Source organism: Duganella sp. Dugasp56 (assembly GCF_047304105.1).
Taxonomy (GTDB): domain Bacteria; phylum Pseudomonadota; class Gammaproteobacteria; order Burkholderiales; family Burkholderiaceae_D; genus Rugamonas; species Rugamonas hordei.
The window spans coordinates 150,266-174,727 of the sequence record NZ_JBGLYQ010000001.1 but is presented as its reverse complement, the minus strand read 5'-3'; the positions used below and the strand labels follow the sequence as shown (position 1 = coordinate 174,727).

At 65.8% G+C, this 24,462-nt stretch carries 17 protein-coding genes; 7 read left to right on the top strand and 10 right to left on the bottom strand.

Going from position 1 to position 24,462, the window contains the following annotated elements; all coding sequences use genetic code 11:
• The first annotated feature begins 193 nt into the window (after positions 1–193).
• The 3 genes from arr to ACCD07_RS00770 all read left to right on the top strand — a co-directional run bounded on the left by arr (position 194) and on the right by ACCD07_RS00770 (position 1,549).
• A complete protein-coding gene (arr, locus tag ACCD07_RS00780; RefSeq protein WP_176651052.1) occupies positions 194–589 on the top strand; it encodes an NAD(+)--rifampin ADP-ribosyltransferase in 396 nt (131 codons plus the stop codon).
• An 89-nt stretch (positions 590–678) separates the two neighbouring features.
• The gene (locus tag ACCD07_RS00775) at positions 679–1,209 is read left to right on the top strand and encodes a GNAT family N-acetyltransferase (protein ID WP_353403506.1); all 531 of its coding nucleotides are present in this window, start codon (positions 679–681) and stop codon (positions 1,207–1,209) included.
• On the top strand, positions 1,202–1,549 hold the full coding sequence (locus ACCD07_RS00770; protein WP_413446210.1) for a hypothetical protein: 348 nt from the start codon (positions 1,202–1,204) through the stop codon (positions 1,547–1,549). The genes ACCD07_RS00775 and ACCD07_RS00770 overlap by 8 nt, the downstream gene beginning before the upstream one ends.
• Positions 1,550–1,560: 11 nt before the next feature.
• Here ACCD07_RS00770 and ACCD07_RS00765 read toward each other — a convergent pair whose 3' ends face one another.
• Both ACCD07_RS00765 and ACCD07_RS00760 read right to left on the bottom strand, forming a co-directional pair.
• Positions 1,561–2,124 (bottom strand): hypothetical protein, encoded by a 564-nt coding sequence (locus tag ACCD07_RS00765; protein ID WP_413446209.1) that lies wholly within the window; start codon positions 2,122–2,124, stop codon positions 1,561–1,563.
• Between the two features lie 21 nt (positions 2,125–2,145).
• Positions 2,146–8,127 carry a beta strand repeat-containing protein gene (locus tag ACCD07_RS00760; RefSeq protein WP_413446208.1) on the bottom strand — a complete coding sequence of 1,994 codons (5,982 nt, stop codon included), beginning with the start codon at positions 8,125–8,127 and terminating at the stop codon, positions 2,146–2,148.
• A 458-nt stretch (positions 8,128–8,585) separates the two neighbouring features.
• Here ACCD07_RS00760 and ACCD07_RS00755 point away from each other — a divergent pair, with 458 nt between their 5' ends.
• The 3 genes from ACCD07_RS00755 (at position 8,586) to ACCD07_RS00745 (ending at position 14,063) form a co-directional block, all read left to right on the top strand.
• Complete coding sequence (locus tag ACCD07_RS00755; protein WP_218087719.1) at positions 8,586–9,653, top strand: hypothetical protein; 1,068 nt, start codon at positions 8,586–8,588, stop codon at positions 9,651–9,653.
• Between the two features lie 26 nt (positions 9,654–9,679).
• On the top strand, positions 9,680–11,878 hold the full coding sequence (locus ACCD07_RS00750; RefSeq protein WP_413446207.1) for a LamG-like jellyroll fold domain-containing protein: 2,199 nt from the start codon (positions 9,680–9,682) through the stop codon (positions 11,876–11,878).
• Positions 11,879–12,113: 235 nt separating this feature from the next.
• Positions 12,114–14,063 (top strand): TonB-dependent receptor plug domain-containing protein, encoded by a 1,950-nt coding sequence (locus ACCD07_RS00745; protein WP_413446206.1) that lies wholly within the window; start codon positions 12,114–12,116, stop codon positions 14,061–14,063.
• Positions 14,064–14,073: 10 nt separating this feature from the next.
• On the opposite strand, the gene ACCD07_RS00740 is transcribed toward ACCD07_RS00745, so the two are convergent.
• Genes ACCD07_RS00740 through ACCD07_RS00705 form a run of 8 tightly spaced genes read right to left on the bottom strand, consistent with a single transcriptional unit; the run spans position 14,074 to position 22,537 of the window.
• Complete coding sequence (locus ACCD07_RS00740) at positions 14,074–15,213, bottom strand: NAD(P)/FAD-dependent oxidoreductase (RefSeq protein ID WP_176651045.1); 1,140 nt, start codon at positions 15,211–15,213, stop codon at positions 14,074–14,076.
• Positions 15,210–16,592, bottom strand: a complete 1,383-nt coding sequence (locus ACCD07_RS00735) for an FAD-dependent oxidoreductase (protein WP_413446205.1) — start codon at positions 16,590–16,592, stop codon at positions 15,210–15,212. Before ACCD07_RS00735 ends, ACCD07_RS00740 begins: the two co-directional genes overlap by 4 nt.
• Positions 16,574–16,882 (bottom strand): (2Fe-2S)-binding protein, encoded by a 309-nt coding sequence (locus tag ACCD07_RS00730; protein WP_176651043.1) that lies wholly within the window; start codon positions 16,880–16,882, stop codon positions 16,574–16,576. The genes ACCD07_RS00735 and ACCD07_RS00730 overlap by 19 nt, the downstream gene beginning before the upstream one ends.
• Entirely contained in the window at positions 16,879–18,735 is a 1,857-nt protein-coding gene (locus ACCD07_RS00725; protein ID WP_413446204.1) for an ABC transporter ATP-binding protein, read from the bottom strand. The genes ACCD07_RS00730 and ACCD07_RS00725 overlap by 4 nt, the downstream gene beginning before the upstream one ends.
• Positions 18,732–19,610, bottom strand: coding sequence for an ABC transporter permease (locus tag ACCD07_RS00720; protein WP_413446203.1), 879 nt, complete (start codon positions 19,608–19,610; stop codon positions 18,732–18,734). The genes ACCD07_RS00725 and ACCD07_RS00720 overlap by 4 nt, the downstream gene beginning before the upstream one ends.
• A complete protein-coding gene (locus tag ACCD07_RS00715; protein WP_413446202.1) occupies positions 19,607–20,563 on the bottom strand; it encodes an ABC transporter permease in 957 nt (318 codons plus the stop codon). Before ACCD07_RS00715 ends, ACCD07_RS00720 begins: the two co-directional genes overlap by 4 nt.
• A gap of 7 nt (positions 20,564–20,570) precedes the next feature.
• Complete coding sequence (locus ACCD07_RS00710) at positions 20,571–21,845, bottom strand: NAD(P)/FAD-dependent oxidoreductase (RefSeq protein WP_413446201.1); 1,275 nt, start codon at positions 21,843–21,845, stop codon at positions 20,571–20,573.
• A gap of 23 nt (positions 21,846–21,868) precedes the next feature.
• Complete coding sequence (locus ACCD07_RS00705; RefSeq protein WP_353403520.1) at positions 21,869–22,537, bottom strand: haloacid dehalogenase type II; 669 nt, start codon at positions 22,535–22,537, stop codon at positions 21,869–21,871.
• A gap of 426 nt (positions 22,538–22,963) precedes the next feature.
• Here ACCD07_RS00705 and ACCD07_RS00700 point away from each other — a divergent pair, with 426 nt between their 5' ends.
• A complete protein-coding gene (locus ACCD07_RS00700; RefSeq protein ID WP_413446200.1) occupies positions 22,964–24,451 on the top strand; it encodes an aldehyde dehydrogenase family protein in 1,488 nt (495 codons plus the stop codon).
• Positions 24,452–24,462 lie beyond the last annotated feature (11 nt).

The window sequence follows — 24,462 nt, the reverse complement described above, 5'->3', positions numbered from 1 at the left end:
TGTGCGCTGTTGTATGTCTCGAAGCAATTATGAAAATGACCAAATGCCGAATGTAATTGATGAAAAACATGAAGCTTGGGAAAAAGAAGTCTGTACGATTTCCCCTCAGCGGGCGTGGCGTTGTACAGTGCGGATGTTGTAGTGCTTCAGCCGGATTAGTTTCCATAATTCAACAACGTTGGACGGAATATTTATGACCCTTTTAGATACCGGACCTTTTTACCATGGTACGAAAGCTGATCTGCAGGTCGGCGATTTGCTGACAGCAGGTTTCAGATCAAACTACGACGACAGCGTCGTGATGAACCACATCTATTTCACGGCCCTGTCAAAAGGGGCGGGGCTGGCTGCGGAAATGGCCCAGGGCGACGGCAAACCGCGAGTGTACATCGTTGAACCGACGGGAGAATTTGAGAACGACCCCAACGTCACGGACAGAAAATTCCCCGGCAATCCAACGCGGTCGTACCGATGTAAATTACCTTTGAAAATCATCGGCGAACTCGCCAGCTGGGAGCCCTTCGATGCTGAATTCATCCAAAACCTCAGACGCAGCGTGGCAACGGGCATGGGTGAAATTATCAATTAGTGCAAACTGTTGGCATGAATAAAAAACACCCCCGAAAAACCGCTGAAAATCTTCGCTCAGGCGAGTTTTCGCTTATACGAGGGCAATAGGTGCGAGTCGAACTCATCTCCCAACCACAGTACGAGTCTCTGGTAGAGCTGCTGGAGGAATTGCACGCGTATTACAACGAAGGTTCGTCACTGCCTCGTGAGATGGTGCGTTCATACCTTGTAGAGGAGTTGCTCGCCGCCGAATCGCCGCTGCGTTTAGCCGTGGCCTTCCAGGACGACGGCCAGGTGCTTGGCCTTGCAGCCATCACGCTAACCTATTCGCTTGTCGAGTTCACTCCAGAAAAGCGTCGGCAATGTTGGCTGAAGGAGCTGTATGTCCTGTCTTCCAGGAGAGGACTGGGCATCGGCAGGGCGCTCATGTCGTGGGTAGCGCAGTACGCGCTGGAGAATGGATGCGGGCGCATCGATTGGCCGGTCAAGGCAAGCAACGCCAGGGGCATCGCTTTCTACGAAAGTTTGGGGGCAAAGCCAGTTGCCGACAGGCTCAGCTACAGGCTATTCGAGCCACATCTCAGCGAGTTGGCTAGTGGCGGCCATACGCGAACATCAAAGGAGAAGCCCGGTGCTTAAAAACTCCCACAGTGACATCTTTCCAATCTTCTTCGGCGTCTGGATGGTTCTCTGCCTGTTCTCCGCGGCGTTCTTTTCCTTCAGTAAGAACGCCAAGCTGAAGCGCAAGGTATGGCCTCCTTTCACAATTGGGACAGCCATTTTGTTCGTTGGATTTGTCTGGGCAATGGACTCGCCATCGCAGACCTTCCTCTTCATGATTCCGGTCGTCGCCCTCATCGTTTTCCTTAACCTGCGATCGGCGAAGTTCTGCGATGCCTGCGGCAAGACGAACATGAGTCGAAATCCATTCTTTCGGTCCCGGTTTTGCTCCAAGTGCGGCGCGAAGCTTGAACCATGATGAGCTAACAGTTAAGGAATCATCCAATGCAAAAAATCATTGCTTGCACAGTTCTTGTCGCGGGGCTTGCGTCGCTGACTGCTTGCGCGCCCTGGCCACATGTTGAGCACAGCCGCCCGAGCATCGCAGGGCGCTTGCTGGAGGATGGAAAGCCTACTCCCGGCGCTGGGGTCTTCCTGGGCGCCAAGCCGGGAACGAATGATCCATGCGGCGAAGCCGGCGACCGGGTGGATGTTTCTCCCGTCGATGGAAGCTTCCAGATTGCAGAGCACTCGAACACGCTGTTGATGCAATCGTTGCTCAATCCGCCGGATCGGACTATGCAACTCACGGCGGTCTGCATTCGACGCGCGGATGGTACCGCCCAGATCGGGGCGCTGTTGCCAATGTTTGTCGATAAACCGGCGAGTGTTGCGCTTGATTGCGAGATCTCGAAGAAAAGAGGGCGCGACGACATGGGCAATGCGCAGATGGCCAGCCCGCTGGGGCAGCCACAGTTTTGCAGGGCGGTTCGTGTGCCGCGCGCGGCTTAGCTTCGCGGTGCGCGCCATCATGCCGTCGTACAAAGACGGCATGATGGCGCCGGGTCGCCGGCCTTACTGGCCCGACTGGTCGTGCGGAACGGTGATGGTCGCCGTCTTCGGTGTCACATTGCCGGCCTTGTCGGTCGCGGTGTAGGTGACGGTGTAGACGCGATCCTTCTCCGCGCGCACGCTGAAGGTCGTGGCCGGGGTGCCGAAATCGGCCTCGATGTCACCCTTGCCGCTGTCCGGCTTGCTGCTGGTGATGTTGGTCAGGATCACGGATTCGACGCTGGAACCCGCGTCCGCCGCGGTCAGGGCCGCGTTGATCGGGACCATCATGTGGTTCGGCGGCCAGATCGCGTTCTTATCCAACAGCACCGACAGCGTCGGCGCGGTCTTGTCGATCTTGAACTCGATGGTCTTGACCTGTTCCACATTGCCGGCCTGGTCGCGGGTGCGGTAGCCCAGCTTGTAGCTGCCCTCGCCGAAGGCGATCGCATCCCCCGTGCTGGCCGTCCAGGCGCCGCCGTTGACCTGGTACTCCGTGGTCACCGCGCCGCCGTAGGCGCCCGGGTTCGCCGCCAAAGTCACCGAGACGTCGCTCGTGTACCAGCTGTTCTTGCCGTTCGGCGAAGCAGGGTTCAGGGCGACATTGGTGATCGGCACCACCTTGTAGATGTTGCTGACCACAATGCTGGTCACGTTCGATACGTTGCCGACGGCGTCGCTGCCGCGGGCATACACCGTGTTGTCGTCTGCCACCAGGACCGCGGCGGTGTACGGCGTCCATTCGCCGTCGCCGACCTTGAACTCCCTGACCGCGGCATCATCCGGATAGGTGATGGTCACGGTAACGCCCTGGTTGGTCGGGCTGGTGGTGTCGACCGCCATCGCGGCGCCGACCGGCGGGATGCGGTCGATGTTCGCCACCACATACTGCGTCACGTTGGAGACGTTGCCCGCCGCATCGGCGGCACGGGCGAACACGGTGCCGTTGCCGGACATCAGCACCGGCGCGCCGTAGGCCGTCCACGGGCCGTCGGCGCCGAGCTTGTACTCCCGGGTGGCGGCGTCGGTCGGGAAGATGACGGTGACCGTCACGTCCTTGTTGGTCGGATCGGTGATGTCCGCCGAGAACTGCGCATCCACCGGCGCGACGCGGTCGATGTTGGTGACGGCGTAGCTGGTCACCGGCGATACGTTGCCGACGGAGTCCACGCTCTGCGCGTAGATCGTGGCGTTGTCGTTCACGGTCACCGGCCCGGCGTAGGCAGTCCACGCGCCGCCGTCGATCCGGTACTGGCGCAGCACCACGCTGGCCGGATAGGCGATGCTGAGGGTGACGCTGCCTTGGGTCGGGTCCGTGATGCTGGGCGCGAAGCTGGCGCCCGCCGGCGGGACCTTGTTGATGTTGGCGACGGCCAGGCTGGCGACGGCCGACACGTTACCGGCCGCGTCCGCGCTGCGGGCGTAGACCGTGGTGTTGTCCGTCACGACGACCGGGGCGCTGTAGGCGCTCCAGGCGCCGCTGTCGCCCAGCTTGTACTCCTTCACCGCCGCGTCCGTCGGGTAGTAGATCGTTACCGTGACGTTCTGGTTGGTGGGCGTGGTCACGTCCGCGTACAGCCCGGCGATCACCGGCGGGGTCTTGTCGAGCGAGACCGTCGCCGTGTGTTGCTGCTCCACGTTGCCGGCCCAGTCCACGCTCCAGTAGGCCAGGGTATGGGCGCCGTCGGCCGGGACGGCGATGGTGGTGCCGGTCTGCTTGGCGCCGCCGTCGATGGTGTAGTAGGTCGCTTGCACGCCCGAGCCCACATCGGTCGCGCTCAAGGTCACGGTGGTGACCGTGCCGACGGTGACGCCGGGGACGTTGGCCTGGGTCACCGGCGCGGTGGTGTCGCTGGCGTGCAGCGAGCCGTGCAGGCGCACTTCCGCCAGGTTGCCGAACCAGCTGGCCCCGTTGATGATGCGGAGGTAGCGATACGGCACGGCGCTGGACACCGTAAAGGTTTGCCAATCGGCGGTCTGCGCGCCGGTGCCGGCGATGGTGGTCCAACTGGTGTTGTCGTTGGATCCCTGGAACACCACGCCTTTCGCACGGCCGGTCTGGTCCTGGCGCGCCAGCATCTCGACACTGGTCAGGTTGACCTGGTTGCCGGACTTGAAGTCGAAGATGATGTAGCTGCCGGTCCCGCTGTTGGTGCTGCCGATGCGAAAGTCCGAGGTGGTGCTGATATTGCTGTCGAACAGCACGTCAACGTTGGCCTTGGTGGCCGCGGCGTTGTGGTAGGACAGTTGAGACGAATCGATCAGCGTCGCGATGGTGGAGATGTTGCGGATCACGTCCGATTCGTCCACCACGTAGACGGCGCTGCCGTCGGTGGTGGCGTTGGCCGGATAGCCGGCCGTGCCGTCCTGCTGCTGGTAGTTGATGGTGAAGCCCACATTGCCCGCGGGCACGCCTTGCGGCAGGGTCGCGGTGGCCGTGAAGTTGATGTTGTCGGTGGTGCCGACGGTCGCCGCCACGCCCTGGATGGTGGCCGTGGCGTTGCTGATGGCGACCTTCGAGCTGAACTTCAGCGTCACGGTGTTGCCTGGAACGATGCGCTTGTTCAAGGTCGCGGCGGGGCTGAGCGATTGCGCGGATGTGATCGACGCTGTCGCGATCTGTGCGGTCGACCTGTAGGTGCCGTACAGCCGCAGTTCCGCCATGTTGCCGAACCACGCGTTGCCGTTGAAGACACGCAGGTAGCGATATGGCGTGGTGTTGTTGACCGTCAGCGTTTGCCAGTCCGCGCTGCTGCTCGCCACATTGGTGATCGTCTCCCACGTCGTGTTGTCGTTGGAGCCCTGCACGACGGCTCCGTTGAGGCGGCCCGTGTTGCTGTCCTGGCGGACGATCATCTCGGCGCGCGACAGGTTCACGGTGCCGCCGCCGCGGAAGTCGAATTCCACCCAGCTGCCGTTGCCGCTGCCGTTGACGCGGTAGTCGGTGATCGTGCTCAGGTTGCTGTCGAACAGCAGGTTGGCGGTCGCGATCGCACTGGCCGCGTCGCGGCCGCTCGAATCGGTCACCGTGGCAAGTGTCGTGACGTTGTTGATCAGATCGGTCTGGTCGGCCACGAACACGCCGCTGCCGTCCGTCGTGAAGAAGGTCGGTTCAGCGTCGGCGCCGGCGGCGGTCTTGTAGTTCAGCTGGAAGCTCACCTTGCCGTACGGCGCCGTGGCGTTGGCCACCCAGGTCGCCATCCAGTTCAGGTTGTCCGTCGTGGTGACCGTCGCGGGCTGGCCCTGGATGGTGACGCCGACGCTGTTGATCGGCGCGGTGGACACGAATTTCAGCTTGACCGTGTTGCCCAGGACGATGCGGTTGCGCAGCGCCTGATCCGAGCTCAAGGTCACCGCCGACAGCAGGTTCACCGTCTCGTAGCGGGTGCCGAAAATATGGAACTCGCCCAGTTCCAGCATTGAACTCGAAGGCTGGATCATGGCGATCTTGATGAAGCGGAAGCGCTGGTTCTGCAGGTCATCCTCGACCGGCAGGTTCTGCATGTCTTCCGTCACCGAGGTCAGGCCCGGGGTCAGGCGGGTCCAGTTGGTGTTGTCGTTGGAACCGTACACGGTGGTGCCGCCGACACGCTCGGGAAAGCTGGTGCGCACTTGCAGGCCGAAGGAGGTTGCCGCGATCTTGAAGCCGGGGCCGAAGTCCAGCGTGTGGGTCTGGTTCTGCGCCAGGTAGTAGCCGACGAAGCTGTCCGGATTGTTGTCCAGCGCATTCGCTACCTGCGTGCCGAAGGTGGAGGAGGCCAGCATGTTGGTGTAGTTCATGCTGCCGTCGCTGATCACCGGCGTCAGCAGCTGCAGGCCGGTCACGGCCGATTGCAGGGTTGCCAGCTTCTGGAAAAACACCGTATCGGTCGCGCTCGAGATCACGCCGGCGATGTCGTTGTAAGCGGCGGTGTAAGTGGCCAGGGTCGAACTGACGTACAGCAGGTTCGGGTTATAGGCGGCAATCACCGCATTGACCGCCGCCTGGCGATCGGCGCCCACCACCACGGTGACGCGCTTGCTGGTGACGGTGGTGCCATCCTTGGCCGAGACGACGAAGCTGTAGCTGCCGGCCTGGGTCGGCTGCCACGAGAACGCGCCCGTGCTGCTGTTGAAGCTGGCGCCGAAGGGCAGGTTGTCGATCTGGTAGGTCAACGTCGCGCTCGCGTTGGAATCGGTCGCCGCGAAATTGGCGCTCACGGCCTGGCTGGATCCGGCGTAGGTGTAGACGCTCAGGTCGGCGTTGCCGATGGTGAAGCTGGGCAGGCTGAGGCTGCTGCCGTTGATGTTGATGTGGTCGATGTCGACCGTCGTGCCGGAGCCCTTGATCGTGACCGCCAGGAAGTCACCCAGCCCTCCGGCGTAATTGACATACATCCACTGGCCATTGGTGTTGGGCAGCTGGACCGAGGTGCCGTAGAACTGCATGGTGGCGGTGCCATTGGTGCGGACCTTGAACGCGAGGCTGGTGGTGCCGTAGCCATAACCATAGACGGCGAAATTGCTGCCCGCCTCGGTGGCGGTGGTCTCGATGTAGGATGCGGTGGTGTCCGTTTTGAGCACGGAATTGGCGTCGAGCGGCGTGAAGCGCACTTCGACTTCGCGATACGGATCGGTGATCTTCTTCACCAGGTAATTGCTGCCCTCGGCGGCTGCGGCGGCCGGGATGAAGAGCCAGAAGTCGCCGCCGCCATCGCCGCCATCCCAGTTATAGACGGTGCGGTTGGCGAAGATGCGGGTGAAATTGGGCGCGACCTGCTCCAGATTCACGCCGCGGGTGTACTTGTAGTAGTAATACATCTCCCAGGTGTTCTGGGTCAGGCGCCCGCGGTAGGCGCCGGCCACCTTGTGGTACACGACGGTCGGGCTGCCGTAGGCGTCGGTGTGTGAAGCGGTCGGGATCCAGGGAATCTCGTAGCCCTGCATGTAGGCGCCGAACTGCTCGGCCGCCTGCAGGATGCGGTCGCCCAGGAATTCGTACGGGCCGACGGCTTCCGGCGCCGTGGACGGCGTACCGTCGACCGGATCGATCTTGGTCCCCTGGGCCATCAGGAAGCGCGCCAGGATTTGCGTGTTGGTGATGTCGCCGGCGCCGTGGGCCTGGTCGCGGCCCATCTCGACGTGCTGCACGGCGGGCGTGACCTGCTCGCCCGTGTCGTCGTTCCTGGTCACCAGGCGGAACAGGGCCTTGATGGCGCCGTTCTGGCCCTGGTCGGCGGCGGTCTTGTTCACCGTGTACCATTCGACAGCCTCGTTGTACTTGTCGCGGTTGCCGGTGAAGATCCAGCCCGACATGGCGCCGATCGTCGTGTACAGGTGCTGGTTCATGAAGTGCTCGTTGCTGCTGTCATCGGTATTGATGGTCGGCAGCATGAAGTTGTTCACGAAGTTGTTGGTGTCGTCGTCCGTCCACGCCAGCGAGGCGGTTTGGTAGCTGGTGTAGCGCAGGATTTCGGCCGCTCCCACCATGCGTTGCAGAGGAATGCCGGTGTGGATGTGGGCGTCCGTGTAGTAGGCGAACTGGCTCGGGTCCATCAGTGAGTACAGGCGGATGATGCGCAGCGCGTTGGCGCGATAGGTTTCGTTACCCGTCACGTAGTACAGGATGGCCTGGGTGTAGGCGGTCAGCGCGTCGGTGACGAACAGCGACTCCACGCCCTGGCTGTTCAGGCCGTAGTAGCGCGGCTGCGTGGGGTCGGAGCCGCTGACGTTCTTGATCGACGGCGTGGTCGAGGCGGCGCCGGACAGGAGCATCTGGTTGAAGTAGGTGTTCCAGGGTTCTTTTTGCGCGCGCACCTGGGTGCGCATATTCTCCAGCACATCCTTGGTCAGGCCGACGCCGGGATGCCTGAAGCCGCTGGCATCGATGGTTTCGTTGATCGTCGGCTGGTAGCTGGTGGCGATCGTGGTGATGTCCGCCGCGCCCGCCGTGGCGGCGATCAAGCCGCATGCAACAACCATGGACCAGATACGCAGCAGCGTATCTCGTGGTCTCAGTCTCCTCATTATATTCCTCCTGTTTTTTATACGTCGGTGGTATTCCCAGCCCACGGCGGCGCCGGCGCTGATGTTGGAATTCGGGAAAGGCTGAATGCTGTGTGATCGATAACACTCTTGGGTGAAAAATAAGGCGGATTGCTGCTCCGCCTGCGCACGTTTCATGAGCGACTACCGGATTGTAATCAGCAATGACGGGCTTTACGTATGATTTTTTTGATGGGTCTGGCTGATTTTTTGACATAGCTGCCGTTGCCGGATGTCAAAATTGATATCGATAACTTTGTTTTAATGTTTTTCTTTGAGGTTTCGTGTTCTCGACGACAAAAATCGTCGTCGCGGGTGCCTGATATGCCACGGATGGCCCAAAAATCCATCGACATGCGTGTGGCGATGCACTAGTATCTGATATCGATAACAAGCAACTGCTTCAAATATAAAGCATACAAATCCGGTGGAGACCCGAGATGACTTTTTCTGATTCTCTGAGCGCGGCACTCAAACGTGTTGTGATCGTCGGTGCAATGTCCGGTCTGTTGGCCTGGACGCTGATGCCGTTGCCGGCGGAGGCGGCTTCCGCCGAGCCGGTGGCCGCCAAGCCGCTGTTTCGCGACCCGGCCGGCGACGGCGCGGCCGACCCGGTGGTGGTGCGCAACGTCGAGCTGGGACGCTGGTGGATGTTCTACACCAACCGCCGCGCCGACACGCCCGGCCTGCCTGGCGCGAGCTGGGTGCACGGCACCCGCATCGGCATCGCCGAGTCGGGCGACGAGGGCGCCAGCTGGCACTATCTCGGCACCGCCGACATCGAACTCCCGCCGGATCTGGGCGGTGCCGAATCGACGCATTGGGCGCCAGACATCGTGCGCGGCGACGACGGCATCTATCACATGTTCCTGACGGTGGTGCCCGGCGTGTTCGAGGACTGGGCGCACCCGCGCCTGATAGTCCACCTGACCAGCCGCGACCTGCGCAGCTGGCGCAATGCGCGCGTCGTCAAGCTGGCTTCCGACAAGGTGATCGACGCGGCGCTGGTGCACCTGCCCGGCGGCGCCTGGCGCATGTGGTACAACAACGAGGCCGACCAGAAGACGATCTACTACGCCGACAGCGCCGACCTCGAACACTGGACCGACCGCGGCCGGGCCATGGACGACCGTGGGGAAGGGCCGAAAGTATTCTTCTGGCGCGGGACGTGGTGGATGATCACCGACGTCTGGCGCGGCCTGGCGGTGTACCGCTCCAGCGACACCGTGCACTGGGAACGCCAGCCGTCCAATCTGCTGGAGACGCCGGGCCTGGGCGCCGACGACCAGGTGAAAGGCGGCCACGCCGACGTGGTGGTCAGCGGCGAACGCGCCTTCCTGTTTTACTTCACCCATCCCGGGCGGCGCGGCGCGCACGCCGAGGACGATGGCCCCGAGCAGCGTCGCAGCGTGATCCAGGTGGTCGAACTCTCGCATGAGGGCGGCTGGCTCGAAGCCAGGCGCGATGCGCCGACCCGGATCCGGCTGATTGCCGGATCAAGTTTTTAACCGCAGTACAAAACGGAGCGAAGAACATGACTGAAACGGTGGAAAATGTTATCGAAGACATGGATGCGGATCTCTCGCGCCGCACCTTCCTGTACAGCCTCGGGGCGCTGGCGTTGGCCGGCTGCGGCGGTGGGCTGGGAGGCGACGGGCAGGGCGGCGCATCTCCCCGCCTGGGCGGCAGGGTCCTGCAGGGCGGGGCGCCGCTGGGCGGGTTTGTTCACCCCGGCCTGCTGCACACGGATGCCGATTTCACGCGCATGGCGGCGAAGTACACCACCAGCCCCTGGAACGCCAGCTGGAACCTGCTGATCAACAACAGCCATGCCAGCCTGGGCTACACGCCGCGTCCGGTTCCCGTCGTCTATCGCGGCAGCGATGGCGTCCATAGCGAGAATTACACGCTGCTGTACAACGACGTGGCGGCGGCTTATGCCTGCGCGCTGCGCTGGAAGGTCTCGGGCAACCCCGACTACGCCGACAAGGCGGTGGCGATCATGAACGCCTGGTCCGGCGTCCTGACCGGCATCGGCGGCGACACCAACGCCGCGCTGGCGGCCGGCATCTATGGCTACGAGTTCGCCAACGCCGCCGAGATCATGCGCGGCTACAGCGGCTGGGCCGCGGCCGATTTCGCCCGTTTCCAGAACATGATGCTCACCGTCTTCTATCCGATCAACCATGACTTCCTGATACGCCACAACGGCACCGAGATCACCCACTACTGGGCCAACTGGGACTTGTGCAACCTGGCCTCGATCCTGGCCATCGGCGTGTTGTGCGACGACCAGGCCAAATGGGACGAGGCCATCAACTACCTCAAGGGCGAGTCCGGCAACGGCGGCATCGGCCAGGCCGTGTATTTCCTGCATCCCGGCTATCTGGGCCAGTGGCAGGAGACGGGGCGCGACCAGGGCCACGCCACGCTGGGCATCGCGCTGCTGGGCGCGATCTGCGAAATGGCGTGGAACCAGGGCGAGGACTTGTACGGCTACGACAACAACCGCTTCCTGGCCGGCGCGGAATATGTCGCCAAGAGCAATCTGATCGAATCCGGCACCAGCTATTACACCGTGCCTTACGTCACCTATGACAACGTCGACAATGTCAACCAGACCGTGCTGGGCACCGGCGGCCAGGGTACGGCACGGCCCTGCTGGGCGCTGGTCTACAACCATTATGTCAACCGCAAGGGGCTGGCGGCGCCGTATTCGAAACAGTTCGCGCAACTGGTCCAGCCCGAGGGCGGCGGCGGCAACTACGGACCGAACAGCGGCGGTTACGACCAGCTCGGCTATGGCACCTTGACCTGCACGCGCGATCCCATCGCCGGCGGCGTCCCGCCCAGCGGGCTGACCGCCTATACCGTGGCGGGCGCGGTGCAGCTGTCGTGGTGGGGCAGCGCCTACGCCACCAGCTATAGGCTGATGCGCGCCACCACGCCGGGCGGGCCGTATTCCACGGTGGCCAGCGGCATCGGCGACCTGCTCGCCTATAGCGACAGCGGCCTGGCGGCCGGCACTTACTACTACGTTGTGACGGCGTCCACGCCCTCGGGCGTCACGGCCAAATCCAACGAGGCCAAGGCGGTGGTCGGTACTCAACTGCACACCTACCTGGCGTTCAACGAGCTCAGCGGCACGACCGCCGCCGATACCAGCGGCCTGGGCCACACGGGCACGCTGACCGGCGGCGCCAGCTGGGTGGCGGGCAAGAAGGGTAACGCCGTATCGCTGGACGGCGGCAGCGGCTATGTCAGCCTGCCGGCGGGCATCATGTCCGATGTGGCCGACGCCACCATCGCGTGCTGGGTGTACTGGAACGCCAGCCAGAACTGGGCGCGCGTGTTCGACTTCGGTTCCGGTACCGGCCACTACATGATGCTGACCGCGCGCGCCGGCAATGGCCCGGCACGCTTCGCCATCACGGTCAACGGCGGGAGCAATGAGCAGAACATCGCCAGCAACGCTCCGCTGCCCACAGGGCAATGGGTGCACGTGGCGGTGACGCTGTCGGGCAGCACCGGCACGCTGTACGTCAACGGCGTGCAGGTCGGCATCAACACCGGCATGTTCCTGGCGCCGTTCCGGCTGCAGAACACCACCAGGAACTGGATCGGCCGCTCGCAGTTTGCCAGCGACCCGTACTTCAACGGCAAGGTGGATGAGTTCCGCATCTATCGCGGCGCGCTCAGCGCAACCGAGGTGGCGGCATTGATGACGGCCTGACAGCCCAGGCAATAATGCGCCGTGGCAGGACAGGCGAAGGTAGCCGCTCCGCCTGTGCCCGGGCAGGCTGGGTGAAATTGGCGCAATCGTGTGATGTTTGGATAGATTCTCAACGGCTAAATTGAGATACCGTAACGGATATCATTTTGTTACGAAGGCATCCATGCGTGCGTTGCCGATCGCTGTCGCCATCCTGGCTGTTTTTGCACCGTTCGGGCGGGCAGAGGGAGCTGTGGTGCCTGAAGAGCTATTCTCGATGTCGATCGAGGACCTCGGGCGCATCGACGTCAGCGCGAGTTCGCTGCTGCCGTCGACCTTGTTGTCCGCCGCTTCGTCCATCTCCTCGGTCACTCCGCAGGAATGGGAGCGCAGCGGCGCGCGGCGCACCTTGGACGCCCTGGATGGCACGCCCGGTGTATTCGTGATGCCGCATACAAACGGCAACCAGGTGCTGGCGATCCGCGGTTATGCGCGCCTCACGTCGTTCACCGGCGTTGCGGTCACGCTCGACGGCGTGCCGCTGACCGACCTCTATCGCTCGTCCCCGCAATACAACTTTCCCGGCCTGAACCTGGGCGTGATGGCGCAAATGCAGTTGATCCAGGGGCCGGGCTCCGCGCTGTATGGCAGCGACGCCTTTCATGGCGTGCTGGCGCTGCGTACCCACGATGGCGAGGACGCCGGCCAGCAAGCCTCCGTGACGGCGGGCGGCGAAGGCTACTACGAAGCTGCCGCGCGCTACGCGCAGGCGTTGGGCGAGGGCGGCCACTGGAGCATGGCGTTCGCGGCGAACGGCCAGGGCGACCAGGAACGCATCGCCACCCGTCCTGCTCCGGCCGGCGGTCCGCCGATTTCGGTGGTGCGCGAGAATCGCTTCCTCGCCCAGACCGCCGTGCTGAAGGCATCCAGCGGCACCGGTGGCGGATGGAAATTCAACGGCGGACTGTACCTGCATCGCTACGGCGCGGATGACTTCCAGGGACTGGGCTCGCGCCTGGCCCGCGCGCAAGACCTGGGTGGCCTCGATACGCGCTTGGCGATGCTGCAGGCAGGCGCGAAGAGGCAAGTCGGCGACAGCGGATCGCTTGAACTGAAAGCCTATGGCTGGTGGGTGGATAACGACGTGGGCGGCCGCCTGCAACTGCCGGCCGGGGTTGTCCAGCGCGACCTGTACAGCCGCCAGGACCGTCTCGGCCTGCAGGCGATCTATCGCGATTCATTGCCGCAGTGGCGCACCGACTGGGCGCTGGCGCTGGCCACCGAAAAGCTGAACGTGCGCGATGTGCACGTGGCGATACATACGGTGGCGGGGGACTTCCTGAGCGATACACCGAATGCGGCGTCGGACGCGCGCCGCCGTGTCAACAGCGCGACGCTGGAGTTGAATTCCCGCTTCGGCCGGGACTGGCGGGCAGTGTGGGGCGGCCGGCTGGACGATTATTCCGACTTCGGCCGACACGCGTCGCCCCGGCTTGGGCTGATCTACCAGCCGAGCGATACTGGGGCGCTGAAGCTGCTGTACGGGCAAGCCTTCCGCGCCCCGTCCGCAGCGGAACGAAACGGCACGGTCAACACGGTGCTGGGCAACCCGGGCCTGAAACCGGAGGTGATCGACAGCCTCGAGCTGGTGGCCATCCGGCGGCAGGCGAAGCTGCTGTGGCAGGCCAGTGTCTTCGAGACCACCTGGCGCGATGGCATTGCCATCGTCTTCCGCCCGGACCTCCGCATCAACCAGTTCCAGAACGTCGAGCGCAACCGGGCGCACGGCGCCACAGCCAGCGTCACCTGGCAAAGCGAAGGCTGGCAATGCGAAGCCGGCGGCGCCTGGGTGGCAAGCCGGAATGCCCGCACCGGCGCGTCCTACAATATCTATCCCCGGCGCTCGGTCAGCGTCTCGGTCGCCCGCAGCCTGTTCGACGGCGCCGGCCGTATCGGCGTGGCCCAGCGCTGGATGGACGGCTTTGACGACATCCCCAGGGGCGACGTGTTTGCGCCCAGCCGCCTGCCTTCGTACGCGCGCACGGACCTGTCGTACAGCCACGTGATCTCGAAGTCGCTGACGCTCACCGCCGTGGTGCGGAACCTGTTCGATCGCGACAGCCGCCTGCCATCTCCCCTCGGCTCGGTGGGCGGCATTCCCGACGACCGCATCAACGCCACCGTGCGCGCGAACTGGAGATTCTGAAACGCGCCTGTCAGGCCGGCACCGCGGCGAAGCGCTGAATCGAAAACGGGGCGATCGGCGTCGACGTGCTTCCGGTGTCGATCAGTTCCGCCATCACGTCGCCAACTCCCGGACCGAGCTGGAAGCCGTGGCCACTGAAGCCGAAAGCGTAATACAGTCCGGGAACGCGCGTGCTGGGCCCCATCACCGGCAGGTCGTCGCTCATGTAACCTTCGATGCCGCTCCAGACCCGGATGATGTTCAGGCGTGACAGCGCGGGCGCCAAGCGGGCCAGCTGGCGGAACTGCGTCAGCGTGTGCTCGGGTTGGACATAGGCGCGCCTGGTGTCGATGTCGGCGGGACCCCGCCCGCAGCCGCCGAACACGATGTTGCCGCGCTTGACCTGGCGGAAGTACAAGCTTTCCTCCAGCAGTTTGGTGGCGACGCCGACCGCCGGCGCGATGGCATAGGGCATCGGTTCGGTCACCGCCATCTGCGGGCCGCGTACCGTCATCGGCGCGGCTTCGTCAAAGGCGGCCGCCATGCGCCCGGCCCATGCTCCGCTGGCGATCAGCAGCGTCGGGGCACGGAAGCTGCGGCCGTCGGCGCAACTGGCGCGGAAATCCACCCCGTCCTTCTCCAGTTCCAGTACCTCGCACTGTTCGACGATCGTGGCTCCCGCGCGTACCGCGGCGCGTGCGAAGGCCGGAGCGGCCAGGCGCGGATTGGCGTGGCCGTCGCGCGGCGACAGCGAGGCGGCCTGCACCTCCGGGCCGAGGAAGGGATAGCGCTTGCGCATCGCCTCGCCGGCGATCAGCTCCAGATCCAGCCCGTAGTGGCGGGCTTCGCGCGCGTAGTCCTCCAGCACCGCCGCTTGCTCCGGGCGGTAGGCCACGCGTAGATGACCGGATTGCAGGAATTCGATGTCTTCGCCGATCAGTTGCGGCAGCTTGCACCAGATATCGAAGGCGCGATTGGCCAGCGGCAGCTGCGGCAGGAAGCGCGCCTGCCGCCGCACATTGCCGAAGTTGACGCCGCTGGCTTGCTGCCCCACCAGCCCTCGTTCAAGCAAGATCACCGACAGGCCGCGCCGGCGCAGGAAAAACGCGGTCGACGCGCCCATCAGGCCACCTCCGACTATCAGGACATCGGCTTGTTGCGGCACGCTCATTGCGGTTCCTCGCGGGTCTGGATCGATAGGGGTTTGACGGGGGCCTGGCCGCGCAGGCGGCCAACCTGCTCCAACGGCACGCCGCAGGCATGGGCGATGACCTCGGCGCCGGCCTGGGCGCAGTAGCGGCCCTGGCAGCGGCCCATGCCGACCCGGCTGAAGGCTTTGGCGCGATTGGCTTCGCTGGCGCCGAATTCGGTGGCGACGCGGCGCAGTTCGCCGGCGCTGATGCATTCGCAGCGGCATACCAGCGCCTCGTCCGGCAAGTCCGCGGCCTGCTGCTTCGGCCACGGGAAGGCGCGCACCAGGCCTTGGCGGAAGCGCTCCATCGTGTAGCGGATGCCGAGCAGGGCGCTACGTCGTTGTTCATGGTCCGGCACCGGACGCCCCAGGTCTTGCAGGATCGCCAGCGCTGCCAGCCGGCCCGCGTTCTCGGCGCCGTCCGCGCCCAGGATGCGGGCGCCGTCTCCCGCCAGGTACACGCCGGGCACCGAACTGCGGCCATCCTCGCTCACTTGCGGAAACCACTGGCGGCCGGCGGCGTCGAAGCGGAATTCGCAGCGCGCCAGGTCGGCCAGCTGGGTCTCCGGCCGCAGGTGGTAGCCCATGGCGACGGCGTCGCCGGCATAGCGGCGTTCGACGCCGCGCCGGTCGCGGATGCGCAGCGCCTGCACGCCGTCGTCCGCGCTGCCTTCGATTTCCAGCGGCGTCACGCCGGACAGCACGGGAACGCCGGCGCGCCGCAGCATGGCGATGAACCGCAGGCCGTTCCACAGCAGCGCGGGACGGGCCAGCAGCTGCGGCAATGCGGCGATCTGGTCGCGCAGCCGGGAGGTGTCGAGCACGGCCGCGATATTCGCGCCGGCCTTCAGGTACTGCATCGCGACCAGGTAGAGCAGCGGACCGGTGCCCACGAAAACCACCTTGCCGCCGATGGCGCAAGCCTGCGACTTGAGCGCGATCTGTGCCGCGCCGAGGCTGTAGGTGCCGGCGTATTGCCAGCCCTTGAGCGGCATCAGGCGGTCGGTGGCGCCGGCGCAGATCAGCAGCGCGTCGTACTGCAGGCGGCTGGTGCCGTGTCGGCTGGCGACGTGCAGATGGCCTTCGCTGACGTTCCAGGCCAGCGTGTCGGGCCGATAGTCGATCCGCTCGCGCAGCGCGTCGAAGCAGCGGTGCAGGGACTGCGCGCGCGTGGCTTCGCTGCCGTACAGCGTGGCGTACGAGCGGGTGAAGTTTTCGGGCTGGCGGCGATAGATCTGGCCGCCGTCGCGCCGGCCTTCGTCGATGACGATGGGCCGAATGCCCGCCGCGCACAAGGCCTCGGCCGCGCGCACGCCGGCAGGTCCGGCGCCGACCACGATTACGCGGGGTTCAGCCATGCCGCCTCCGTATTCCTGGTGATGATGCGCATGCCTTCGGCGATTTCGGTGGAGCAGGCGCGCAGGCGCGCGCCGTCGGCGGTCCATACCCAGCAATCCTGGCAGGCGCCCATCAGGCAGAAACCGGCGCGGCGGCCGTCTCCGAATTCAGAGCTGCGCAGGGAATTGGCGGCGCCCAGCATGGCCACCAGCAGCGTGTCGCCCTGCAGCGCCCTGGCCGGTTCGCCGTCGATGAAGAAGTGGACCGGGGCGCGATCCTGCTCGGCCAGCCGCACGAAGCGCGCGCTCATGCCACCGCCTCGGCGCAGGGCGCTGCATGCTCAAACAGCGCCAGGTCGGCGCCGCTGTGATGGCACAGGATGGTGCCGCCGTGCTCCAGGTGCTGCTGTGGCGGCGGCAGGCGGTTGCAGAGACCGTCGACGCGCACCGCGCAACGCGGCCGGAAGGCGCACAGGGCGCCGCTGTCGGCAGCGGTGTCCGGCGCCAGCGGCGGCAGCGGGTCGGCGCCGCGCGCGCAGACCTGGTCCAGCCAGCCCTGGCGCAGTTGCGGCACCGATGAAATCAGCAGCTGCGAATACGGATGGAAGGGTGCGTCGGCGGGCGCCGCGCGCGGCCGCGACTCGACCTTCTGGCCGGCGTACAGCACCACGATGTCGTCGCAGATGGCGCGCACGGTGTTGATGTCATGACTGATGAACATATACGATACTTTCAATTCGCGCCGCAGCTCGGCCATCAGGTCGAGGATGGCGGCTGCCACCACCGTGTCCAGCGCCGACGTGATCTCGTCGCACAGGATCAGGTCCGGCTCGGCCGCCAGCGCGCGCGCCAGGTTGATGCGCTGCTTCTGGCCGCCGGACAGCTCGCCCGGCAGGCGGTCGGCGATCGCCGCCGGCAGCTTGACCAGATCGAGCAACTGCAGCACGCGGCGGCGGCGCTGCTCACCGCGCAGGTTGTGATAGAAGGTCAGCGGCCGCGCCAGGATGCCGCCGATGGTGTGGGCCGGATTGAGCGCCGTGTCGGCATTCTGGAATACGAACTGCACCCGCTGGTGCTGCTCGCGGGTGCGTCCGTGCCCGCAGGCGGGCAGCGCGCCGCCGTCGAGCAGCACTTCGCCGCGCGCGCCCGGCACCATGCCGGCCACCACCCGCGCCAGCGTGGTCTTGCCGCAGCCCGATTCGCCGATCACGCCCAGCGTGGCGCCGCGCGCGATGGTCAGGCTGACGTCGTTGATGATGCGCCTGGACGGCAGGCCGCTGGCGTCCGGCGCGCCGTAGCCGGCCACCAGGTTGCGGATTTCCAGCAGCGGCGGCGCCAGCCGGGTCAGCGCGGGCGCCGCGACGCCGATATCGCGTTCGGCCGGCGCGGCGGCGGCCAGCAGGCTTTGGGTGTAGGGATGGGCCGGCGCTTTCAGCACCTGCGGCGTGGCGCCGTTCTCGCGCACCTCGCCGTCGCGCAGCACGACGATGCGGTCGGCCATCTGCGCCACCACGGCCAGGTCGTGCGAGACGTAGACCGCCGTGGTGCCGAGCTGGCGCACCACGTCCTTGAAGGCGCGCAGCACTTCGATCTGGGTGGTGACGTCCAGCGCGGTGGTCGGTTCGTCCAGGATCACCAGCGCCGGGTCGGTAATGAACGCCATGGCGGCCATCACGCGCTGCAGCTGGCCGCCCGAAACCTGGTGCGGATAGCGTTTGCCGATGGTGTCCGGATCCGGCAGCGCCAGCGCGCGGAACAGGTCGACCGCCTTGGCCTCGGCCTGGGCGCGTGCCAGCGTGCCGTGGATGCAGGCGCTTTCCACCACCTGGTCCATCAGCGTGCGCGCGGGATTGAAGGCCGACGAGGCGCTTTGCGCGATGTAGGCGACGGTGCGGCCGCGCAGACCGGCCAGCTGGCGCGCGTCCAGTTCCAGCACCTGCTGCTCGCCGACCCGTATCGAACCGCCGGCGATGCGGCAGCCGCTGCGGGCATAGCCCATCAGCGACAGCGCGATCGTGGTCTTGCCGGAGCCGGACTCTCCGATCAGGGCCAGCACCTCGCCCGGATTCAGCGCGAAGTCCACGTCCTTGACGATGGGGACGTCGAGGCCGGCGTCGTTGCGCGCGACCACGCGCAGGCCGCTCACTTGTACCAATGGTGTCATCGGGATTCCTTGGCGTGGCGCGTGTTGCGCAGGTTATCGATCAGCAGGTTGACGCCGATGGTCAGCGTGGCGATCGCCAGCGCCGGCATCAGCACCGCCGGCGCGCCTTCGCTCAGGCCGCCGATGTTCTCGCGCACCAGCGAACCCCAGTCGGCGTCGGGCGGTTGCACGCCCAGGCTGAGGAAGGACAGGCCGCTCAGCAGCAGCACCGTGAACACGAAGCGCAGGCCGAAGTCGGCCAGCACCGGCCGTATCATATTGGGCAGCACTTCGACGCAGGCGATGTAAGACCTTCCCTCGCCGCGGGCGCGGGCGGCCTGGACGAACTCCATCGCCTGCACGTTGACGGCCAGCGCCCGCGCGATGCGGTAGGCGCCCGGCATGAAGCCCACCGCCGCGGTAACGATCAGCAGCGGCACCGAGGAGCCGAACGAGGCCACCATCATCAGCGCGAACATCTTGCTGGGGATGGAAATGAGCGCGTCGAGCGCGCGGCTCAGCGTGGCGTCGGCCCAGCCGCCGGCGACCGCCGCGTACAGGCCCAGCAGGGTGCCGGTGGCGCTGGCCAGCACCGAGGCGGCCAGCGCCAGCGCCACCGTGTAGCGGGCGCCGTACAGGACGCGGCTCAGCATGTCGCGGCCCAGGTAGTCGGTCCCCAGCGGATACTGCCAGCTGATGCCGCCGAAGACGTCGGGGTCGACGATCTCCGCCGCGTCGTGCGGCGAAATGGATGGACCGCACAGCGTCACCGCCAGCCAGAACAGCACGATGGCCAGGCCGGTCCAGGCCAGCGGCGGCAGCGAAGCCAATGCGGGCAGGCGCGGACGGAACACGCGCGCAAGGCGGGCCGGGGATGGGGGAACAGGGCGCTTCATAGATTGCGTAACCTCGGGTTGGAGACGATTGCACAGATATCGGCCAGCATCACCAGCAGCAGGTAAGCGCCGCAGAAGATCATGGCGCAGGCCTGCACCAGCGGGATGTCGCGGGTGGTGACGGCGTCGATCATCAGGTTGGCGATGCCGGGATAGTTGAAGATGCTCTCGACGATCAGCACCCCGCCCAGCAGATACGACAGGCTGAGGGCGACCGCGTTGGCGATCGGGCCGATCGCGTTCGGCAGCGCGTGCGCCAGCACGATGCGCACCGGCCGCGCGCCTTTCAATCGCGCCATCTCGACGTAAGGCGCGCGCAGCTGATCGATGACGGCTGCGCGTGTCATGCGCGCCATCTGCGCCACGATCACGCAGCACAGCGTGAACACCGGCATCGCATAGGCCGCGAGGAACTGGCCCAGCGTCGCGATGTCGGCGGTGTGCGACAGCGCCGACAGCCAGCGCAGCTTGACCGCGAACAGCAGCACGGCCAGCGTGGCGATCAGGAATTCCGGCACCGACACCAGCGACACCGCCAGCATGTTCATGCCGCGGTCGAACAGCGAGCCGCGGTACATCGCCGAGACGATGCCAAGCAGCAGCGCCAGCGGCACCGAGACGGTGGCGGTGGCGCCGGCCAGCACCAGGGAAGACGGCAGGCGGGTCGCGATCAGCGTGCCGACCGGCTGGCCGTTGACCAGCGAGTTGCCGGCGTCGCCCCGCAGCAGGTGCAGCAGCCAGCGGCCGTAGCGCAGCGGGGCCGGGTCGTCGAGGCCGAATTGCAGGCGCAGTGCGGCCACCGTTTCCGGCGTGGCGGCCTGGCCCAGCGATTCCTCGGCGGCGTCGCCCGGCAGCAGGTTGGTGATGGTGAAGACCACCACCGACACGATCAAGAGCGTCAGCGCCGCCAGCGCCAGGCGGTTGATCAGCAGTTTGGCTATGGTGCGGTTCATCCGGGCCTCAGTGCAGACGGTCTTGCAGTTTGTAGTAGGCGCCGACCAGCGGCAGGAACCAGGCCTTGCCGAAGTAGCCCGGAATCGCCGGCCATTCCAGGCCGCGCCACGGATTGCAATCGCCGCGGCCGGCCATCACCTCGGCCATCTGCTGGCCCATGTGGACCGACATCTGCACGCCGTGGCCGCTGTAGCCCAGCGAATAGAACATGCCCTCATGCTGGCCGGCGCGCGGAAGGCGGTCGGCCGTCATGTCCACCAGGCCCCCCCAGCAGTAGTCGATGGGTGTGCCTTGCAGTTGCGGGAACAGCCGGGTCATGGTGTCTGCCAGGATGGCGCCGCTCTTGGCGTCCGATTTGGGATTGGACAGCGCGAAGCGGGCGCGCCCGCCGAACAGCAGGCGCTGGTCCGGGGTGATGCGGAAGTAGTTGCCGATGTTCTTGGTGGTGACGTAGTTGCGGCGGCCGGGCGCGATGCGGTCCAGCTGCTCCTTGTCCAGCGGCGCGGTGGCGATGATGAAGCTGCCCACTGAAACCAGCCTGCGGCGGAAGTAGGCGAACGGACCGAGGCTGGAGTTGCCGGTGGCCAGAAACACCTGGGCCGCGTCCACCGGGCCGCGCGCGCTGCGGACGCGGAAGCCGCCGGCGATGCGTACGATGTCGTCGACCGGCGCATCCTGGTACAGCTGCGCGCCGGCGCGCACCGCCGCCTCGCCCAGGCCGACCGCGAATTTCCCCATGTGCATCTGAGCGCCCTGGCGCTGCAGCAGGCCGCCGTAAAAGCCGGACGATCCTACCTCGCTGGCCAGTTGCTCCGGCGGCACCAGCTCGATGCCGGGATCTACGCTGGCGCGCAACTGCTCATACACCCGTTGCAGCTTGGCGTAGTGCTCCGGCTTGGCGGCCAGTTTCAGCTTGCCGCAGCGCTGGAAGTCGCAATCGATGTTTTCCTCCCTGATCAATCGCTCGACCGTGTCGACCGCCGCGTCGTAGGCCTGGTAGAAGCTGCGCGCCTGCGGTTCGCCGATGCGGGCGCACAGGTCGGCGTAATCGTGCGCCAGCCCGGTGTTGCACTGGCCGCCGTTGCGGCCGGAGGCTTCGCCGGCAATCCGGCCCGCCTCCAGCAGCACTACCGAGGCGCCGCGCCGTGCCAGCGCCAGCGCCGCCGACAAGCCGGTAAAGCCGCCGCCGACTACCACCACGTCGGCGCGCACGGGCACCTGTCCCTGCGCGGCGCCGGTAAAGGGCGGGGCGGTATCGAGCCAGTACGATTCAAGCTTCATGTTTGCTCCCAGTGGGCGGGCGATTACAGTCCGAGCAGGGCCGGCAGGCCGGACAGGTCCTTGATCTCGTTGTAGCCGTAGTGGGGCGTCGACGGTTCGTGGCCACGGTTGACGAAGACCTTGTTCTTGATGCCCAGGCTGCGCGCGGGCATCAGGTCGTAGCGCAGGCTGGACGACACGTGCAGGATGTCGTCGGGGCTGCAATTCAGGTTGTCGATCATATATTCGAAGGCGGCCAGGCGCGGCTTGTAGGCCTTGGCGTTTTCGGCGGTGAACACCTGATGGAACGGGGCGCCCAGCTTCTCGACGTTCTGCATGATTTGCGCGTTGGCGGCGTTCGAATAGATCACCAGCGGGAATTCCTTGGCCAGCTTGGCCAGCGGCTCCGGTACGTCGGCATGCGGACCCCAGGTCGGCACCGCGTTGTAGTAGCTTTGCGCCTCTGCCTCGGTGACCGGCACGTTCCAGCGCTTGCAGGCGCGGAACAGCGCGTTCTTGACCACCTGCTCATATGGCTTCCATGCGTCGAGCACTTCATCCAGGCGGTAGTCGGCGAACAGCATCACGAATTCGTCCATGCGCTCGGCCGGGACGCGGTCGGCGAAGATTTCTCGCGTCATGTCGGCCATGCGGAAGCGGGTCAGGGTGCCGTAGCAGTCGAAGGTGATGTATTTGGGGCGTAAGATGCTCATCGTTGGTCCTTGAAGGTTAGTGAAGCAGGTTGCACAGCTTGCGTTGGCGTTGTGTTCCGCTGACATTCATTACACCATAGCCCCTGCTGCGCTTTATTCCGTATTGCCGCCTCCTTGAAACAGAAACAACGGTTTTTCCCGACTCCGACAGCATACCTTGCTGCGGCCCCTGCGCGGCGCGGCCGGCGCGACGCCGGTTGTCGCGGTCATGCGGTAACAGCCGTCCGCCAGAGGGAAAACGGCACCCGGCGGCGGTTTTGGCCGGCTAAGCACGATCTACGGCTGAGGCCCGAACTACACAAGCTTGCGCCTCCCGCGGCCATGACGACCGCATTAAATGCTGCGCGTTCGCGCTTAGCATAAGCCATGCAGCTTTCATTCCAGCCGTCTCCCGGCTCACCAATCAGTCTACTAAGGAATTCCGCGATGCCCAGCTTTCATCCCGACCAGGTCCAGGTCCATAGCGCCCACTTCATCGGTGGCCAGTATGTCGCCGCCAGCGCCGCGCTGGAAGTGCGCCGGCCATCCGACAACCGCGCCTACGCCTCCCTGCCGGTAGCCGACGCGGAACTGGTCGACCGCGCGGTGGAGAACGCGTGGCAGGCTTTCAAGACCAGCAATTGGGCGCGCCAGGCGCCGCGCGACCGGGCGCGCGTGCTGCGCCGCTGGGCCGACCTGATCGAGGCCGACGCGGCGCAACTGGCGCCGCTGGAGGCGGTGGGGTCGACCCGTCCGATCGCCAACGCCGCCGCATGGGATATTCCGTTTACGGCCGAAGGCATCCGCTTCTTCGCCGAATTCGCCGATAAGGAGGGCGGCGACGTGGCGGCCACCCGCAGCGACCAGTTCGGCATGACGGTGGCCGAGCCGTATGGCGTGATCGGCGCCATCGCGCCGTGGAATTTCCCGCTGGTGATGGCCTCCTGGAAGATCGCGCCGGCCCTGGCCGCGGGCAACGCCGTGGTGCTGAAGCCGTCGGAACTGACGCCGTTTTCCGTGCTGCGGCTGGCGGAGCTGGCCATTGCGGCCGGCATGCCGCCGGGGATCTTCAATGTGATCCAGGGCGACGGCCGCGTCACCGGCGACGCCCTGGTGCGCCATCCGCGCATCGCCAAGGTGACCTTCACCGGCTCGACCCGCACCGGCAGCGCCATCATGGCCGCCTGCGCGCACAGCGGCACCAAGCCGGTGACCCTGGAACTGGGCGGCAAAAGCCCGCAGCTGGTATTTGCCGACGCGCCGGACCTGGACAAGGTGGCGCGCATGGTGGCCGGCGCCATCGCCGGCAACGCCGGGCAGGTCTGCGTGGCCGGCTCGCGCCTGATCGTGCAGCGCAGCGTGGCCGATCTCGTGGTCGCAGGCATCGCCCAGGCCTTCCAGGCGTTGCGTCCTGGCCACACCTGGGACCAGGACAGCACGCTCTCGCCCATCATCAGTCCGGCCGACGCCCAGCGCATCGACGGCATGGTCCAGCGCAGCGTGCAGGCGGGGGCGCGCATCGCCGCCGGCGGCGCGCTGGCGCCGTTCGGCGGCGAGGGCGCGTTTTACCAGCCGACCATCCTCACCGGCGTCGGCGCCGACATGGAAGCGGTGCGCGACGAGATCTTCGGCCCGGTGCTGACGGTGCAGACCTTCGACGACGACGACGAGGCGCTGGCGTTGGCCGACCATCCAGCGTACGGGCTGGCGGCCGGCGTCCACACCGCCGATATCGGCCGCGTGCTGCGCTGCGTGCGGCAGCTGGAGGCCGGCACGGTGTGGGTCAACCGCTACGGCCGCAGCGACGATTTCGTGCTGCCCACCGGCGGCTTCAAGCGCTCCGGCATGGGCAAGGACCTGGGCCGCCAGGCTTACGAGGCGAACCTGCGGCACAAGACGGTGCTGATCGATTTCGCGCCCGAAAGCGGGGCGTAGGGCGCTCTTGC

Excerpts from the sequence above, each read along its gene's own strand:
- arr (WP_176651052.1), top strand. The coding sequence starts at position 194 with ATGACCCTTTTAGATACCGGACCTTTTTACCATGGTACGAAAGCTGAT.
- ACCD07_RS00765 (WP_413446209.1), bottom strand. The coding sequence starts at position 2,124 with ATGCCGTCTTTGTACGACGGCATGATGGCGCGCACCGCGAAGCTAAGC.
- ACCD07_RS00760 (WP_413446208.1), bottom strand. The coding sequence starts at position 8,127 with ATGAGGAGACTGAGACCACGAGATACGCTGCTGCGTATCTGGTCCATG.
- ACCD07_RS00755 (WP_218087719.1), top strand. The coding sequence starts at position 8,586 with ATGACTTTTTCTGATTCTCTGAGCGCGGCACTCAAACGTGTTGTGATC.
- ACCD07_RS00750 (WP_413446207.1), top strand. The coding sequence starts at position 9,680 with ATGACTGAAACGGTGGAAAATGTTATCGAAGACATGGATGCGGATCTC.
- ACCD07_RS00740 (WP_176651045.1), bottom strand. The coding sequence starts at position 15,213 with ATGAGCGTGCCGCAACAAGCCGATGTCCTGATAGTCGGAGGTGGCCTG.
- ACCD07_RS00735 (WP_413446205.1), bottom strand. The coding sequence starts at position 16,592 with ATGGCTGAACCCCGCGTAATCGTGGTCGGCGCCGGACCTGCCGGCGTG.
- ACCD07_RS00730 (WP_176651043.1), bottom strand. The coding sequence starts at position 16,882 with ATGAGCGCGCGCTTCGTGCGGCTGGCCGAGCAGGATCGCGCCCCGGTC.
- ACCD07_RS00725 (WP_413446204.1), bottom strand. The coding sequence starts at position 18,735 with ATGACACCATTGGTACAAGTGAGCGGCCTGCGCGTGGTCGCGCGCAAC.
- ACCD07_RS00720 (WP_413446203.1), bottom strand. The coding sequence starts at position 19,610 with ATGAAGCGCCCTGTTCCCCCATCCCCGGCCCGCCTTGCGCGCGTGTTC.
- ACCD07_RS00715 (WP_413446202.1), bottom strand. The coding sequence starts at position 20,563 with ATGAACCGCACCATAGCCAAACTGCTGATCAACCGCCTGGCGCTGGCG.
- ACCD07_RS00710 (WP_413446201.1), bottom strand. The coding sequence starts at position 21,845 with ATGAAGCTTGAATCGTACTGGCTCGATACCGCCCCGCCCTTTACCGGC.
- ACCD07_RS00705 (WP_353403520.1), bottom strand. The coding sequence starts at position 22,537 with ATGAGCATCTTACGCCCCAAATACATCACCTTCGACTGCTACGGCACC.
- ACCD07_RS00700 (WP_413446200.1), top strand. The coding sequence starts at position 22,964 with ATGCCCAGCTTTCATCCCGACCAGGTCCAGGTCCATAGCGCCCACTTC.